The following is a 17304-nucleotide window of genomic DNA, read 5'->3' as shown; positions in this document are numbered from 1 at the left end:
TTATTCATTTCATTCTGTTGAATGCGCCCATCCTTTAGGCTTCTCTCAACGATTCCCGAATCAGCTTCGGTGCTGAACTTAACAATTTCTGCGTGTATTCATGCTGCGGGTTTTTCATCACAGCTTGAACCGTGCCCTGTTCGACGATCTTACCTTGCTGCATCACGGCTACGTGATGCGCAATAGCCGGAATAATAGACAGGTCGTGAGTGATGAACAGATACGACATCTGATACTCTTTCTGTAAATCTTCAAGCAACGCCAGCACCTGGGCACGTACGGTCACATCCAAGGCACTAGTTGGTTCATCACAGATAATCAACTCCGGTTCCACCGCCAACGCACGGGCGATTCCAATGCGCTGACGCTGGCCGCCGGAGAATTCATGCGGATAACGGTGCTTGTGCTCGGCCAACAAGCCAACCTGTTCCAACAATTGTTCGATACGCTTGTCCTGAGACGCCCGGTCTTTCGGTCCGACCTTCAAGCTGTTCATGCCTTCTCGGATGATTTCACAGATGGTCATACGAGGATTCAAGGCCGAAAACGGATCCTGAAAAATCACCTGTACTTTCTTGCGTAACGGTTTCATCTGCTTTTCGCTGAGCTGCGTCAAATCGATCAAGTCGCGACCGTCGTCATGAAAATCGACCGAACCGTCGGTCGCATCCACCAGCTTTAAAATCGCCTGACCAATTGTACTTTTACCACTGCCGGATTCGCCCACCAGTGCCAACGTCTGCCCTTTCTGGATATTTAGGGTCACGCCGTCCACGGCTTTGACATAACCGACCGTTCTTTGGAACAAACCTTTCTTGATCGGGAAATGCACTTTCAGGTCGTTTAACTGCAACAATGTCTGGGTATCCTTGATCGGGCGATAGTCGTGTTTCGGCATCGCATCGGCCAGCAACTTTTGAGTATACGGATGCTCCGGACTCTCGAAAAAATGTGCCTTAGGCGCCTGTTCGACGATTTCGCCGTGCTTCATGACCGCCACTCGATCAGCCATTTCATTGACCACACCCATATCGTGCGTGATAAACAGAATCGACAGACCTCTGGCATCGCGAATCTGTTTCAACAGATCCAGCACCTGGGCCTGAATGGTGACATCCAACGCCGTGGTTGGTTCGTCGGCAATCAACAAGTCCGGCTCACAAGCCAACGCCATTGCAATCATCACACGTTGCTTCTGACCACCGGAAAGCTGATGCGGATACCAGTCGTAACGGTTGCCTGCATCGGGAATCCCAACCTCTTCGAACAGCTCCACCACTTTCTCTCGCGCCTGCTTGCCGGATAAACCCAGATGCACTCGCAGGACTTCGGCAACCTGATCACCCACCTTCATGACTGGATTCAACGAGGTCATCGGTTCCTGAAAAATCATCGCAACCTGCTTACCTCGAACCTTCTGCATTTGGAATTCCGGCAATGCGAACAGGTCCTGACGATTCAAATAGATGCTTCCAGCGGTCACATCCAAGGCTTCCGGCAATAGGCGCATGATCGCCAGACTGGTCAATGACTTGCCGCTACCCGACTCCCCGACCAGTGCGAAAATTTCACCCGCCTGAATATCAAAACTGATGCCTTTGATCAGAGCCGACTGCCCGACGGCCACCTGAAGGTCTTTGACTTCTAATACCGGTTGAGTGGATTGCATTATTTATGCCCTCTTGGATCTAACACTTGCTGCACCCGATCCGAAAACAGGTTGGCAGCCAAAACTAAAATAAACATGAAGAAAAATGCCGAAAACAGCGACCACCAGACCATCGGCTCACGCGCCATCTCCAAACGGGCCTGATTGATCATATTTCCCCAACTGTGCATGGTCGGGTCTACACCGACACCGACGTAAGACAATACCGCTTCCGCCAACACCAAGCCACTGAAATCCAGCACCACAGCAATCAAAACAATGTGCATGACATTCGGCATGATATGGCGGCCGATGATCTTGAATCGACTGACACCGAACGCCCGGGCAGCCGTCACAAATTCTATCTGGCTGATCTTCAAAGTCTCGGCACGCAACAAGCGGCACAGGCCGGTCCAACTGGTCATCCCCAGAATCAGAATCAGAAACAGCAAGCGAACGTCGGCACGCTCTTCGGTGGTACTGAACCAGTCTGGATGATTATTCATCACCACCTGCATCACCAACACGGCAGCGGCGATCAACAGCACGCCAGGAATCGAATTTAAGGTGGTATAGAGGTACTGAATCACATCGTCCACCCAACCTTTGAACAGGCCTGCCGAGATTCCTAGAATCAAAGAAACCGGCAACATCACCAAAGTGGTCAATACACCAATCAAAACCCCTGTTCGAATACTCTTCAGGGATTCATAAAGCACATCACCACCAACCTTGTCCGTGCCCAATACATGATAAGAAAAACTGAGCACATACAACCAACTGAAAAACAGGATCACCACCAATATCGTGGCGTAAGCCGTACGCCAAGGCAATCTCGTCTCCTCGCGCCAGACTTTTAGCGCATAAGCAGAAAAGCCTTCACCATACTGTCGGCTGCGCCACCAAAGGTGCTTGCCGATAAAGACGGTACCAATCAACAAACCCAATACCATCGCCAACAAGGATTGCTGCCAGACGGATGCAGCAGGGTCGATATTCACCAACGGCAGATAGACCTGGGCGACTTCGCCGCTTGGCAGAACCTGCATCGAACGGTTGTACTCAACCGTCGCAAACGGCGCCGAATAGGTGCGTTCCGCGCTATCTGCCAAGTGCGAAAACAATGCATCTAGAATGCTTTGCGAGGCCTGCCCGTTCTGTGAAAAGTGAATCGAGTCCAATAGCGCAATCGACACATAGAAAACCAATAAAATGGCCGCCACCATCGCCACTTTGGATTCAAACACCTGCATCCACTGCTTTCTGACCTGTATCGAACGGCTGATCAAACGACCCCAAGCCGCCAAGGCGATCACCAAGCCCCAGATCATCATATCCGTCCACAATAGCGAGACTGTCATTACTGCAACCTCACTCTTGGATCAAAATAGGTATAGGAGATATCGGTCAGAATCAGACCGACGATATAAAGCACCGAGCCCAGAAACACCATCGCCTTCACGATCGAGAAATCCTGAGCATTAATGGCATCGATGGTATAGCTCCCCAGCCCCGGAATCCCGAAGAACGATTCCATGATCAGACTACCCATGAACAGGGTCGGAATCACCACAACCACACCAGTCAGGATTGGCAACAAGCCGTTTTGAAGCACATGCCCGAACAGAACTTTGATTTCCGATAACCCTTTCGCACGAGCGGTACGCACGTAATCCTTATTAATCTCCTCCAGAAACAGACTGCGATACCAGCGGATACCGCCGCCTAATCCGGCAAATACACCGATCAGAATCGGCAGAATCAGGAACTTGATGCCTTCCCAACCACCTTCATAACCTGAAATCGGTACCCAGTGCCAGACCTTACTGAATACTACCTGTCCGGCGATGATATAGAAAAGACCGGAAATCGACATGATCGCCACCGCAACCATCATCGTCGCCGTATCCAGAACCGACCCTCTGAACAGTACGATCAACAGCGCCAAGGCGATGTTGGTGATCAGACCAATCATGAACGTCGGTAGCGCGATTGCCAAACTCGGCCACATACGTTCGTAGATGTCTGCCGATATCTGGCGCCCCGAATCCGATTGCCCGAAGTCAAATACAAACAGCTTTAAGGACTGCTCAACAAACAAGGTATCACTAATTTTGGACAGGCCTGTCGATTCCGAATTAAAGAACAGCGGTTTATCGTAACCGTGTTCTGTTTTCCACGACTGAATCATTTCGGGTGTGGTCTGCTTGGCACCCAGTTGCGCACGCGCCATATCATCAGGCGTATTGACCATGAAGAACAGTGCGAAAGTGATCAGATTCACACCGATCAGAATCGGAATAGCAAACAGAAGACGTCGAATGATATAAGCAAACATCAGGCCTCTCCTTCAGTCGATTTATTGGTCAAAACTACCGAGCCCTGGCGTGAACGATAAGCCCGAACCAGAGGATAAATCGAACCGAAAACCACTAGAAACAAAATCAACAAAGGCCACATAACCGGTTGATTCCATTCTTTTTGTTTTTCCAATCTCGTTTCAAAATCGACACGCTTGTACTTGATGGTATTGTTCGCCAAGGGATTCGGCCAAACATTATGATACCAGCCGTGATAAAGCGCCAACGACTTCGGATAGAAGCCCCAAACCCAAGGAGCATCCTTCTGGGCGATTTGAACCATTTCTTTGATCAGTCGCAGTCGCTCGGGCGTATTATCCATTGTCTTGATGCGCTCGAACAAACGGTTGAATTCGGGGTTATCGTAGTTGGCACTATTGATTCCGGAACCATTTGTATTGATCACCGCATTTCCGCCATAAAGTAAAAACAGGAAATTCTCCGGATCGGGATAGTCGGCATTCCAACCCCAGACAAACATCTGCGCTTTGGCACCACGTACTTTATCTTGAAAACGGTTGTAATCCGTAGCACGGATTACCAGCTGAATCCCGAGCTTTTCAAACTGTTTGCGATACCAGTTCAACATCGACTTGCTGTCCGGCCCGGTCGCCGGCGTATCAAAATATAGGGTTAAAGCCGAACCATCCGGCTGTCTACCATCCGGATACCCCGCTTCGGCCAACAGTTTCTTCGCGGCTACCATCGATTTTCTCTGCAAAACGCCGTTGTGCCACTCACTTATGTATGGATTGATACCTTCCTCACCTTCCGAATAACCGAAAATACCTGGAGGAATCGGCCCCTGAGCCGCTACTCCCCGACCATTGAGGAAAATGGAAATGTACTCCTCGTAATTGATGGCAATGCTCAGTGCCTGACGAAGTTTTCGCTGTTTCTCGGAATAACCTCCCACCACCGGATCGGCCATATTAAAACCTAGGTACATGATCGTCGGCTGGATGACATTCAGAAACTGAATATCCTTCTGCTTCATCTCATCCGTCAACTGCATTCCGCCACTGGCCGTCACCGCCACAGCTTGGTCGAAACTGTCGGAACTGACACCTGAAGCGTCGTAATAGCCTTGCAGGAATTTATTCCAAGAAGGGACATTCTCTTTTTCCAAGGAGTAAATCACTTCCTTGACCAGAGGTAGCCTCTTACCAGCATCCTGCAACAAAGCCGGATCGGCGCCTTCCGCCAAACCGGATTCCGGGTAATATTCTTTATGAAAGTTCGGATTCGCCAACAGACGCATGCGTTTGTTCGGGTTGTTCTCGGCCAGCATATAAGGCCCGGTACCAACCGGTGATGTATCCAGCGTTAGATTTTTCTCAACCAGACCGGGCTGCTTGTAGAATCGATCCACTTCCCATGCAATCGGCGCGAAGAAGTTCATCGCCAACCAGTATTTGAACTGAGGATAACGACCATTAATTCGAATGGTAAAGTTATATTTATCAACAACCTGAACACCCTTTATTTGAAAACGATTCAGGTCAAAAAAGTGCTGTTTGAAACTGGTCGTGCCGTCCATTTCGGACTGACACGCCGAACTCACCGTATCCGAAAAATCTTTCAGGCCGACGATATAATGATTCATGGTATCCAGAATCGGGGAATGGTTCTGGCGCAACGCCATACGCTTAATGGCATACACATAATCCGACGCCTCAAGTTCACGTGTCGCCGTTTCATTGAAATCCGAAATCTCGTGAATTTTTTCAAGTTGCGCGTCAGATAGGTTGGCGTACTTCTGCTCTCCACTTGTCGTCGTAACAAACGCAGGATGCGGTTGAAAACGGATTCCAGGTTTCAACGTCAGATGGTACTCACTATAAACAGCGGCGCTTTCATCGGTAACCGGATTGCCGCCTGCATCCAGGTAACGGATTTTCGGCATTGTGGTCAACGTCAAAGGCTCAAGTTCATAAGGACGTTTCAAATAGTGATACTGCAAAGGCGGCTCATAGATTTGACCGAGAATGGATGCTTCGTTGGAACTGTAGGAAACGACAGGATCAAGATGTTTCGGCGGTGAGGAAAAAGAGCTAAACAGTGTCGGAGATTCGATTTGCTGGGTACTGTACGGCTGATTCCAAAGACCGGATTGGCAACCGGACAACAACGCCGTCACGACCAAGATAACAGAATAAACACCGCATCTAAGGAAACTCTGTAACCTGAATCCGTTAAGCATAATGTAATGAACCCAACCTCTTACAAACAAACCGTTTTAATATCTTCAAGAACTGTCATTATAGCGAATAAATTCAAGTTGATTAGCGTTATAATGCCACTATTGAATCTTAATGTTAAAACTTAAATCAATCAGCAGAACGGCCGCTGAGAAACCTAATTTTTTATGGGTATACAGTCAAGCCGTCATACATCAAATGGAGAAATCGTGATGGGATTCCTAAGCGGAAAAAAAGCCTTAATCATTGGAGTAGCTAACAATAAATCGATTGCTTACGGTATTGCTAAGCAAATGCAGGAACAAGGTGCCGAAATCGCCCTGACCTACCAGAACGAAAAACTAAAAGGTCGCGTCGAAAAGATCGCTGAAGAACTTGGCTCTTCAATCGTTCTTCCATTAGATGTTGCTAATGATTCAGAAATCGACACCGTATTTGCCGAGTTGGGTAAAACCTGGACGGACGGTTTGGACATTCTAGTTCACTCGGTCGCATTCGCACCTCGTGAAGAGTTGGAAGGCCGCATGATCGATGCTTCAACCCGTGACGGCTTCAAAATCGCCCACGACATTTCTGCATACAGCCTGACAGCTTGCACAAAAGCGGCTTACGAAATGCTGAAGGCTAAAAATGGTTCAGTCATGACCGTCTCTTACCTAGGTGCGGAACGCGCTGTACCGAACTACAACGTAATGGGCATCGCCAAAGCGTCTCTTGAAGCAACTGTTCGCTATCTGGCGGCTGACCTTGGTCAAGACGGCATTCGAGTAAACGCGGTTTCTGCCGGCCCTATCCGCACCTTGGCGGCAGCTGGAATCAAAGACTTCCGCAGCATGCTGGACAAGGCAGCGGCTTCAACGCCGTTACGCCGTAACGTCACCATTGAAGAAGTCGGCAACACGGCGGCATTCTTGTGTTCAGACCTTGCTTCCGGTATCACGGGTGAAATCACCTATGTGGACGGTGGTTACAACATTACGGCTTCCAACTGATCGAAGCCCGTCGACGGTGCATCACCCAATGCACCGAACACCAGAAAAGCCGCATCTATGAATGCGGTTTTTTATGCCTGCCTCTTTCCTAAATGCCTTCTGTTATATACAAACACCTACCTGCCTCTCTTCCAGATAAGACTCTACCTAGAAAGACGACCGTTTTAAACAATACGGACTCAACAGGCCTGCTTAGTTTGAAAGAATTGAATAAAAAAAGACATGCTATAGAAACGAAAAAAGCAGCACCCGATTTTTCGAATGCTGCTTTTCATATAATGGCGGAGCGGACGGGATTCGAACCCGCGACCCCCTGCGTGACAGGCAGGTATTCTAACCAGCTGAACTACCGCTCCTAATTGTATGGTGGGTGATACTGGGCTCGAACCAGTGACCCTCGCCTTGTAAGGGCGATGCTCTCCCAACTGAGCTAATCACCCAGAATAAGACCAAAACGACTTAAGGTTTGCGCTTTGGTTTTATTATTGCAAACTCCTGAAATTTGCAATAAAAAAGGTAGTTTAAAACTACCTTTAAAATTTGGCGGAGCGGACGGGATTCGAACCCGCGACCCCCTGCGTGACAGGCAGGTATTCTAACCAGCTGAACTACCGCTCCATGGTGGGTGATACTGGGCTCGAACCAGTGACCCTCGCCTTGTAAGGGCGATGCTCTCCCAACTGAGCTAATCACCCAGAATAAGACCAAAACGACTTAAGGTTTGCGCTTTGGTTTTATTATTGCAAACTCCTGAAATTTGCAATAAAAAAGGTAGTTTAAAACTACCTTTAAAATTTGGCGGAGCGGACGGGATTCGAACCCGCGACCCCCTGCGTGACAGGCAGGTATTCTAACCAGCTGAACTACCGCTCCATGGTGGGTGATACTGGGCTCGAACCAGTGACCCTCGCCTTGTAAGGGCGATGCTCTCCCAACTGAGCTAATCACCCAGAATAAGACCAAAACGACTTAAGGTTTGCGCTTTGGTTTTATTATTGCAAACTCCTGAAATTTGCAATAAAAAAGGTAGTTTAAAACTACCTTTAAAATTTGGCGGAGCGGACGGGATTCGAACCCGCGACCCCCTGCGTGACAGGCAGGTATTCTAACCAGCTGAACTACCGCTCCGTGGTGGGTGATACTGGGCTCGAACCAGTGACCCTCGCCTTGTAAGGGCGATGCTCTCCCAACTGAGCTAATCACCCAATCAAGCCGCTTCAGAAGGCCTTTCGGCTTGTCTTTAGCGCTGTGCTTAATTGATGTGGCGTATTATAGGTTGTTGGGAGAACTTGTCAATTAAATTTATCTGTTTTTTACAATTTTTTGACAGATTTTAATTAACAGCATCCTTAAGGGCTTTACCAGCTGAGAACTTAGGAACTTTAGCAGCAGGGATTTGCATTTCAGCACCAGTTTGAGGGTTACGACCAGTACGTGCAGAACGCTCACCAACTTTGAAAGTACCGAAACCGATGATCGCTACAGAATCACCCTTGCTCAACGCACCAGTGATTGCAGAAACAGTTGCATCCAATGCACGAGCCGCATCTGCTTTTGTTAAACCAGCTTCTTCTGCAATTGCACTTACTAATTCAGATTTATTCATTTGTTTATCTCCATGAGTACCATTTATTTTGTTTGATTCTAGCTCCAGTCAAGGGCTAGCAACATTTATAGCAATCCTTGCTTCACAGTGTCAAGTAAAAAACAGTGAATTTATCAATTAATGTCGTTTTGTGCCCTTTTCGACCGCTTTACCCTTGCTAGAGCCCGAAAATGCGGGCATCTCATTACTTTCCTTTATAGGCTTAGGCAAAGTTTCTAATGCGACCTCAAACACCTCTTCAACCCATCTAACTGGTCGAATATCAAGTTGCTCTTTAACCTCTTCCGGAACATCAGCTAGGTCACGGACATTGTCGTACGGAATCAATACGGTTTTGATACCACCACGCAACGCCGCCAACAATTTCTCCTTAAGCCCCCCGATCGGCAACACCTCTCCTCTCAGAGTAATCTCACCGGTCATGGCCACATCGGCTCGCACAGGTATCTTCGTCAATACAGATGTAATGGCTGTACAAATGGCTATCCCTGCACTTGGACCGTCTTTTTTAATCGCTCCTTCCGGAAAGTGAAGGTGCAGATCCAGATTCTCGTAGAAGTCTTCATTTAGACCGAGGTCAGCCGAACGGCTGCGTATCACGCTCATAGCCGTGTCCACGGACTCTTTCATCACACTACCCAACTGACCGGTACTGGAATACTTGCCCTTACCTGGCATGGCTGTCGCTTCAATGCGTAGCAAATCCCCGCCGACACGTGTCCACGCCAAACCGGCTACCTGTCCGACACGGTTCATCTCGTCTGCCAAACCGATACGATAACGCGCAACGCCCAAATAGGCCTCCAAATCATCCGGAGTGATGACGATTTTTCCACTCACCTCTGCAGTGACCAGTTTCTTGACCGCTTTACGGCAGATCTTCGCCAATTCGCGCGCCAACAAACGTACACCCGCTTCGCGTGTATAGGTTTCAATGATCGCTTTCAATGCCTCCTCGGTAATCTCCAGCTCTCCCGCCTTCAAACCGTGATCCTTCTCAGCTCTCGGCAGCAGGTGCTTACGGGCGATATTCAACTTTTCCGGCTCGGTATAACCAGAAAGGTTAATCACCTCCATACGGTCCAACAAGGCTTCAGGAATGTCCATCGAATTGGATGTCGCAACAAACATGACGTCCGAAAGATCATAATCCACTTCCAAATAATGATCATTGAATGTGCTGTTCTGCTCCGGATCCAACACCTCCAACAAGGCACTGGCAGGATCACCACGCATATCGCTCGACATCTTATCAATCTCATCCAACAGGAACAGCGGATTTCTCGTCCCGGCCGTACTCATTTTCTGGATGATCTTACCGGGCAATGCACCGATATAAGTCTTACGGTGACCACGAATCTCAGCTTCATCGCGAACACCACCCAACGACATACGAACATATTTACGGTTGGTCGCTTCAGCAATCGAACGCGCCAGGGATGTCTTACCAACCCCCGGAGGCCCGACAAGACACAAAATCGGCCCTTTCATCTTACGTACACGTTTCTGGACCGCCAGATATTCGACAATGCGCTCTTTAACCTTTTCAAGGCCATAGTGCTGACTATCTAGAATATCTTCGGCTTTATGCAGGTCTTTAGAAACACGGCTACGCTTCTTCCAAGGAATATCCAACAACCAATCAAGATAGTTTCTCACCACAGTTGCTTCCGAAGACTGGGCGGGCATCATCTTAAGTTTTTTCAATTCCGACTTGGCTTTAGTCTTAGCCTCTTCGGTCAAACCAACCTCTTCGATCTTCTCTGCAATCTGATCGAATTCACTGGTCGTCTCTTCATCATCACCAGCCAATTCACTATGAATCGCTTTAATCTTTTCATTCAGGTAATACTCTCGCTGAGTCTTATCCATCTGTTTCTTGATACGCGTCGTAATACGCTTCTCGGACTCCAACAACTCTCTTTCGGTCTCAACGACCGTCAACATACGCTCAAGTCGCTCGTTAACCGCCACCAGTTCCAACAGAGACTGCTTCTCACTGACCTTCAAGTTTACGTTAGCGGAAACCAGATCCACCAGACGATCTGCATTTTCTTCCTTTTTAACCGAAGTTATCACTTCAGATGGAATCTTCTTTTTAAGTTCACCATATTTGACAAAACTGTCTTTCAAGGCGCGCATCAACACGACGGTATCCGCTTCATTATCATCAACCGATACAAACTCGGCGATATCGCCCATCAAAACATTCGTTTCATGGTTAAGGCTCAACAATTTAAAACGCTGAACACCTTCCACCAACACCTTAACAGTACCATCCGGCAACTTAAGAAGCTGAAGAATATTCGCCATGGTACCTACGGAGTACAAATCTTCCAAGCTCGGGACATCCAGCTCCGCACTCTTTTGCGTCACCAGAAAAATCTGCTTATCCCCCTCCATTGCTTCATTCAGTGCTTGAATCGATTTCTCACGCCCCACAAACAACGGCATTACATTGCCGGGGAACACCACTACATCACGCAGAGGCAGCACTAATACATTCATTTTCATTGTTACTTGGTCGAGTTCCATGTTTTTCCTTCCTACTAAAAGGGTAAGCGCCAAAAAAAATACCCAGCCAAGCTGGGTATTTTTAAAGGAAATTTGCCGTTCTGCTTATAGTAAATCGTTATTCACTAGAGGCTTTCTTAGGCTCTTCTTCCTTATACACCATCATTGGGGGCTTCTTACCTTGAATCACTGCTTTATTAATAACGACTTTCTCGACATTTTTCAAGCTCGGCAGATCATACATTGTGTCCAACAACAACTGTTCCATAATCGAACGCAATCCACGAGCCCCGGTTTTACGCTCAATCGCAAGCTTGGCGATTTCTAAAAGCGCATCTTTTCTGAACTGCAATTCAGCACCTTCAAGCTCGAACATCTTCTGGAACTGCTTCACCAAAGCGTTCTTAGGCTCAGTCAGAATTTGAACCAACGCTTCTTCATTCAATTCTTCCAAAGCAGAAATCATCGGCAAACGCCCGACGAATTCCGGTATCAAACCGAACTTGATCAGATCTTCCGGCTCGATGCTCTGGAATTTTTCCGAAAGCGTCTTTTTCTTATCCTCTGATTTCACTTCAGCAGCAAAACCGATACCAAGATTGGTTTCCATACGTTGATCGATAATCTTATCCAAACCTTCGAAGGCTCCACCGACGATAAACAGGATCTTGGAAGTGTCTACCTGAATCATATCCTGATTCGGATGCTTACGCCCTCCTTGTGGAGGAACCGAAGCCTGAGTACCTTCAATCAGCTTCAACAATGCCTGCTGAACACCCTCACCCGATACATCACGGGTGATCGAAGGGTTTTCGGATTTGCGGGTGATCTTATCGATCTCATCGATATAGATGATTCCGCGCTCCGCCTTTTCAGGATCGTTATCACAACGCTGAAGCAGTTTAAGAACGATACTCTCAACGTCCTCACCCACATAACCGGCTTCAGTCAAAGTTGTGGCATCGGCAATCGCGAAAGGTACGTCCAACAATCTCGCCAACGTCTGCGCCAACAAAGTCTTCCCGGAACCGGTTGGACCGATTAGCAGAATATTACTCTTGGTCAATTCGACATCGTCTTTGACATGAGCGTTCTGCAAACGCTTATAGTGGTTGTATACCGCTACGGAAAGTACCTTCTTCGCAGAATGCTGACCAATGACGTAATCGTCCAGGATATTGCTGATCTCGTGCGGAGTCGGCAAGTTCTCAAGCTCGAAGTGAGACAACTCTTCCCCACCGAACTCTTCTTGCAAAATGTCGTTACATAACTCAACACACTCGTCACAAATATAGACCGACGGACCAGCTATGAGTTTACGGACTTCATCCTGCCCTTTTCCACAAAATGAACAATACAGTGTCTTTTCATCACTCATCAATCTAATCCTATCGTTGTGTCAATACTTGATCCACCAGACCATACTCGTAAGCCTCTTGCGCACTCATGAAATTATCACGGTCCGTGTCTTTTTCGATGGTCTTGAGGCTCTGCCCAGTATGATCCGCCAAAGCCTGATTTAAGGTATGCTTAATCTTCATGATCTCTTGGGCGTGAATCTGAATATCACTCGCCTGCCCCTGAAAGCCACCCAAAGGCTGGTGAATCATGACGCGGGAATTAGGCAATGCATAACGTTTGCCTTTTGCGCCGGCCGACAGCAGGAAAGACCCCATACTGGCCGCCTGACCGATACACATTGTGCTGACATCCGGCTTGATGAATCGCATAGTATCGTAAATCGCCATACCTGCGGTCACACTCCCGCCTGGAGAGTTAATGTATAAATGGATGTCTTTATCTGGATTCTCTGATTCCAAAAACAGCATCTGCGCTACGATCAGATTAGCCATGTGGTCTTCGACCTGACCGACCATAAAAATAACGCGTTCTTTTAATAAACGAGAGTAAATATCGTAGGAACGCTCCCCACGGCTCGTTTGTTCAATGACCATTGGAATTAAAGCGTTTTGAACCAAATTACTATCCATTCTGTATACCATGCCTCGTTTATTTCAATTTATTTATGTTCTTTGAAAGGTATCTTAGCCTTTTCTAGAGCAAAAAAAAACTTAACCCCGAAGACAAATTAAAAATTTCCTTCGGCAGGTTAAGTTTTCTTTAAAACCGGAACCAAATAAGGCCCGGTTAAAATGTGTGCGGAAAAACCATTAAGCAGCTGTATTAACAACTTCTTCGAATGACTTCTTCACTTCCTTCACTTTCGCTTCAGACAAAATCTTCTCGGCAATAGAGTTCTCAACGATAATTGCTTTGATCTCGTTCATAGCCTGAGGGTTCTGCTTGTACCAGTTAACCACTTCAGATGGATCTTCATAAGAAGAAGCCTGCTCTTGGATGAAAGCGTCAACATCTTCGTCAGAAGCTACAATGTTGTTTGCACGGATGATGTCACCCATAATCAAACCTAGCTTAACACGCTTCTCAGCATCCGCTTGGAAGTGGTCCGCAGACATATTTAGGTCTTCCGGCTTCATTCCTTGCTGCTGTAGGTTTTGAGCCATGTTGTTCATCAAGTTCTGAACTTCTTGGTCAACCAACGATTTCGGAAGCTGAACGTCAACGATCTCCTGCAACGCATCTAGTGCGGCAGTACGGTTTTGGTTCTGAACGGCACGCGCCAGTTCTTTCGCCATGTTTTCCTTGATTTCGTTACGAAGCGCTTCTTCAGTACCAGCTTCGATACCGAAAGACTTAACGAACTCTTCATCAATCTCAGGAAGTTCTTTAGTCGAAATCGAGTGAACAGTGATATCAAAAGTCGCAGTCTTACCTTTCAACTCTTCAGACTGATACTCTTCAGGAAAAGTCACTTCGATCGTTTTCTCTTCACCTTTCTTCATACCGATGATGCCATCTTCGAAACCTGGAATCATACGACCGCTTCCAAGTTCAAGAGGAACGTTCTCGGCAGAACCGTTTTCGAATGCAACACCGTCAATCTTACCGACGAAATCCATAATGACCTGCTCACCCTTCTTGGCTTTCTTAGCAGCGCTCTTAGAAGGCTTCCAAGCCATACGCTGTTCACGCAGACGGTTAATCATGTTATCAACGTCTTTGTCCGTTACTTCGGCAGTGATTTTTTCCGCTTTCACGCCAGAGAACTCAGGAACCGTGATTTCAGGGTAAGTTTCGAAACGAGCGGTGAAAGTAATGGAACCATCCTTGTCATCCAACTCATCAAACATTGGGTAACCAGCCACTTTCAAAGACTCTTGTGCAACCGCATCGTAGAATGTCTGCTGGATTTTCTCGCCCATCACTTCCTGCTTGACCTGTTCTCCGTGGCGTTGTTTGACGACACTTAGAGGCACCTTACCAGGACGAAAACCATCCATTTTCACTTTACGGCGGATTTCGTTTAAACGCTTCTCGATCTGACTGTTCATTTCATCAGAAGGGAATGTGACAGTAATCTTATGCTCAAGACCTTGTTCTGGCTTTTCTACAGTTACTTGCATGTTCTTTTCTCAAAGTTTGGTTATTAAAATAAGCTAGTGTGTATTCAACCACAGTAGCTATAAATAAGGTGCAAAATTATACTTTTTTATTGAAAAAAATTAAAGAAAAACAAATAAAAACAACAAGAAATATTTCTAAACACTTTGTCGAGCACGAAAAAAGTGCTAGAATTTCGATAATTTTTTTGTATAGACCAATCAGATATTTCTTTAAATTCAACCAAGAAATACCTGACAAATTCAAGGACATAGCATGACTATTGAAAAAATCATTTTATTAGTAGCCGGAACCATGGTGCTTGGTAGCTCAATCTTGAGCGTATATCACTCACCTGAATGGATTTACCTAACTGGATTCGTAGGTGCCAACTTATTGTTTGCAGGCATTACCGGATTCTGCCCGATGGTTAAATTCCTTCGTAAATTCGGAATGAAGCACGGTATCGCATTCAAATAAGCGCCGCTTCGTTTCTCCGAAATCAAAAAAGGCCTGAAATTCAGGCCTTTTTTGCATCTGCGAAACTCCGGATATTTAACTAAAAATTCTTTCCGGCTGTTTCAGACCGCTTCCTGCTCTTCAAATTCTTTGGTGATCCGCTCAATCTGCTCCTGGACCTCCAACCATTCCATCTCACTCTCTTCACTCTGCTGTTCGTATTCGGCCTGTAACTTGATGGCTTCGGTCAATCTGGCTTTGTTTTCCGCTTCATACATTGAATTGTCTTCCATCAAAGCGTGCAGTTTAGCCAACTCTGCCTGAGCATGATCCATCTGCTTCTCAATCTTCTTCAACGCCTGATTATACGGTTTAAGCTGAACATCAAGCTGCTTGCGGCGCTGAGCATTGAGCTGGCGCTGCTGTTTTTTATTCTGAACAGGCCTGTCCTCTTTGCTTTTCAACGCTTCCTGTGACTGCTTTAAGGTCTTGAGACGGGTTTGCAGATAAGATTCCAAATCTCCGTGATACAAGCTGACTTCACCCTCGTGAACCCACCAGAACTGATCAGCGATACTGGCTAACAAGTGCTTATCATGCGTGACCAGTATCAAGGCCCCACTGAATTCCTGCAAAGCCATATCCAGAGCGTCACGGGTGTCCATATCCAAGTGGTTGGTCGGCTCGTCGAGAATAATCAGATTGGGCTTTTGGTACACGATCATCGCCAAAGCAAGACGCGCCTTTTCACCACCGGAAAATGAACGTACCGCCGTAAGAGTCTGCTCGTTCGAAAAACCAAACTGTCCCAGAAAATCACGCGCCTGCTGGTCACTTATTTCATCACTTAATGCCAGCATATGCTGTAACGGACTGTGATCCAGATCCAAAGCTTCCAACTGATGCTGGGCGAAATAACCGATACTGACTCCCTTGCTCATCTGAATAGTCCCGGATTTCGGTTTCAACTCACCGACCAACAATTTGATCAATGTCGTTTTACCCGAACCATTCACCCCGACCAGACCGATTCGATCGCCAGCACGCAACACCAAGCTGGCATCTTTCAGAATAGGCTTATCACCATAACCAAATCCGACCGATTCGATTCTCGCCATGGGATCAGGCTGGTGTTTCGGTTCGAAAAACTCGAAATGGAACGGATTGGTCGCCTGAACGGCTGCAACCTGTTCCATACGCTCCAACGCTTTCACACGACTCTGTGCCTGTTTGGCCTTACTGGCTTTTGCCTTAAACCGCTCGATGAACGTTTTCAGGTGCTGCATTTGCTGCTTCTGCTTTTCGTGCAACGCCTGCTGCTGCATCAACTGTTCGTTACGCTGTCTTTCAAATGCGGCGAAATTACCGGAGTAGTAATAAATCTTCTGCTGGTGGATATGAGCGATACCCTGCACCACCTGGTCGAGAAAGTCGCGGTCGTGGGAGATGATCAGCACAGCGCCTTGATAGGATTTGAGCCATTGTACCAACCAGGCGACGGCTTCGATGTCCAGGTGGTTAGTTGGCTCATCTAGCAACAACAAATCGGAACGTTGCATCAAGGCACGACCCAGCTTAAGACGAACCTGCCAACCACCGGAAAATGCTTGAATGGACTTAGTCAGGTCCTCGACGGAAAAGCCCAGTCCGGCCAGAAGCTGCTGCGCTTTTTGCGGAACATCATAACCGGCAATGCGATCCATCTCGTCATAAGCCTGAACCAATGCATCATGATTACCGATCTCTTGAGCCTCATTAATCCGTCGGGTCAACTGTGCATATTGAGTATCGCCGAAACAGACATAATCCAAGGCGCACAGTTCTGAATCCGCAACTTCCTGTTCCACATACCCGATCAACCAATTCGCTGGAATGGATATCTGCCCCTCTTCCAATGGCACTTCACCCATAATCGCTTTGAACAGGGTTGTTTTACCAACGCCATTCTGGCCGATCAAACCGATTTTCTGCCCGGGATGGATAGTCAGACTGGCCCCGTCAAAAAGCGGTTTCAGTCCAGCGCGAATGGAAACACTTTGGATTGCTAACATTAAAACCGAAC

Annotated in this window: 12 protein-coding genes and 8 tRNA genes; 2 read left to right on the top strand and 18 right to left on the bottom strand. The window is 47.2% G+C overall.

Annotation, left to right across the window (positions count from 1 at the left end; genetic code table 11):
* Positions 1-34: 34 nt before the first annotated feature.
* Genes QCB45_RS00990 through QCB45_RS00975 form a run of 4 tightly spaced genes read right to left on the bottom strand, consistent with a single transcriptional unit; the run spans position 35 to position 6211 of the window.
* The gene (locus tag QCB45_RS00990) at positions 35-1669 is read right to left on the bottom strand and encodes a dipeptide ABC transporter ATP-binding protein (protein WP_279418675.1); all 1635 of its coding nucleotides are present in this window, start codon (positions 1667-1669) and stop codon (positions 35-37) included.
* Entirely contained in the window at positions 1669-3009 is a 1341-nt protein-coding gene (locus QCB45_RS00985) for an ABC transporter permease (RefSeq protein WP_279418674.1), read from the bottom strand. The genes QCB45_RS00990 and QCB45_RS00985 overlap by 1 nt, the downstream gene beginning before the upstream one ends.
* Positions 3009-3986, bottom strand: a complete 978-nt coding sequence (locus tag QCB45_RS00980; RefSeq protein ID WP_279418673.1) for an ABC transporter permease — start codon at positions 3984-3986, stop codon at positions 3009-3011. Before QCB45_RS00980 ends, QCB45_RS00985 begins: the two co-directional genes overlap by 1 nt.
* Entirely contained in the window at positions 3986-6211 is a 2226-nt protein-coding gene (locus QCB45_RS00975) for an ABC transporter substrate-binding protein (RefSeq protein WP_279418672.1), read from the bottom strand. Before QCB45_RS00975 ends, QCB45_RS00980 begins: the two co-directional genes overlap by 1 nt.
* Before the next feature lie 210 nt (positions 6212-6421).
* Here QCB45_RS00975 and QCB45_RS00970 point away from each other — a divergent pair, with 210 nt between their 5' ends.
* Positions 6422-7201: an enoyl-ACP reductase gene (locus tag QCB45_RS00970; protein WP_279420001.1), complete on the top strand. Its 780-nt coding sequence runs from the start codon at positions 6422-6424 to the stop codon at positions 7199-7201.
* A 279-nt stretch (positions 7202-7480) separates the two neighbouring features.
* Here QCB45_RS00970 and QCB45_RS00965 read toward each other — a convergent pair.
* From QCB45_RS00965 to tig, 13 genes are all read right to left on the bottom strand, one after another.
* A tRNA-Asp gene (locus tag QCB45_RS00965) sits at positions 7481-7557 on the bottom strand.
* Between the two features lie 8 nt (positions 7558-7565).
* Positions 7566-7641, bottom strand: a tRNA-Val gene (locus QCB45_RS00960).
* Positions 7642-7742: 101 nt separating this feature from the next.
* A tRNA-Asp gene (locus QCB45_RS00955) sits at positions 7743-7819 on the bottom strand.
* A gap of 1 nt (position 7820) precedes the next feature.
* A tRNA-Val gene (locus QCB45_RS00950) sits at positions 7821-7896 on the bottom strand.
* Positions 7897-7997: 101 nt separating this feature from the next.
* Positions 7998-8074: transfer RNA gene (locus tag QCB45_RS00945), tRNA-Asp, on the bottom strand.
* A gap of 1 nt (position 8075) precedes the next feature.
* A tRNA-Val gene (locus tag QCB45_RS00940) sits at positions 8076-8151 on the bottom strand.
* 101 nt (positions 8152-8252) lie between these two features.
* A tRNA-Asp gene (locus QCB45_RS00935) sits at positions 8253-8329 on the bottom strand.
* A gap of 1 nt (position 8330) precedes the next feature.
* Positions 8331-8406, bottom strand: a tRNA-Val gene (locus QCB45_RS00930).
* A 128-nt stretch (positions 8407-8534) separates the two neighbouring features.
* Positions 8535-8807, bottom strand: a complete 273-nt coding sequence (locus QCB45_RS00925; protein ID WP_279418671.1) for an HU family DNA-binding protein — start codon at positions 8805-8807, stop codon at positions 8535-8537.
* A 117-nt stretch (positions 8808-8924) separates the two neighbouring features.
* On the bottom strand, positions 8925-11342 hold the full coding sequence (gene lon, locus QCB45_RS00920; RefSeq protein ID WP_279418670.1) for an endopeptidase La: 2418 nt from the start codon (positions 11340-11342) through the stop codon (positions 8925-8927).
* 97 nt (positions 11343-11439) lie between these two features.
* Positions 11440-12699, bottom strand: a complete 1260-nt coding sequence (gene clpX, locus QCB45_RS00915) for an ATP-dependent Clp protease ATP-binding subunit ClpX (protein WP_279418669.1) — start codon at positions 12697-12699, stop codon at positions 11440-11442.
* Positions 12700-12709: 10 nt separating this feature from the next.
* Positions 12710-13312, bottom strand: a complete 603-nt coding sequence (clpP, locus tag QCB45_RS00910) for an ATP-dependent Clp endopeptidase proteolytic subunit ClpP (RefSeq protein ID WP_279418668.1) — start codon at positions 13310-13312, stop codon at positions 12710-12712.
* A gap of 180 nt (positions 13313-13492) precedes the next feature.
* Positions 13493-14806 carry a trigger factor gene (tig, locus tag QCB45_RS00905; RefSeq protein WP_279418667.1) on the bottom strand — a complete coding sequence of 438 codons (1314 nt, stop codon included), beginning with the start codon at positions 14804-14806 and terminating at the stop codon, positions 13493-13495.
* 253 nt (positions 14807-15059) lie between these two features.
* On the opposite strand from tig, the gene QCB45_RS00900 reads away from it, so the two are divergent.
* Positions 15060-15263, top strand: a complete 204-nt coding sequence (locus QCB45_RS00900) for a DUF2892 domain-containing protein (protein ID WP_279418666.1) — start codon at positions 15060-15062, stop codon at positions 15261-15263.
* Between the two features lie 101 nt (positions 15264-15364).
* On the opposite strand, the gene QCB45_RS00895 is transcribed toward QCB45_RS00900, so the two are convergent.
* Positions 15365-17293: an ATP-binding cassette domain-containing protein gene (locus tag QCB45_RS00895; RefSeq protein ID WP_279418665.1), complete on the bottom strand. Its 1929-nt coding sequence runs from the start codon at positions 17291-17293 to the stop codon at positions 15365-15367.
* Positions 17294-17304 lie beyond the last annotated feature (11 nt).

The sequence above is a fragment of the Thiomicrorhabdus sp. ZW0627 genome, from assembly GCF_029767005.1.
Taxonomy (GTDB): Bacteria; Pseudomonadota; Gammaproteobacteria; order Thiomicrospirales; family Thiomicrospiraceae; genus Thiomicrorhabdus.
Note: the sequence above shows the minus strand (reverse complement) of the source record. Positions and strands in the feature narration are given on the sequence as shown.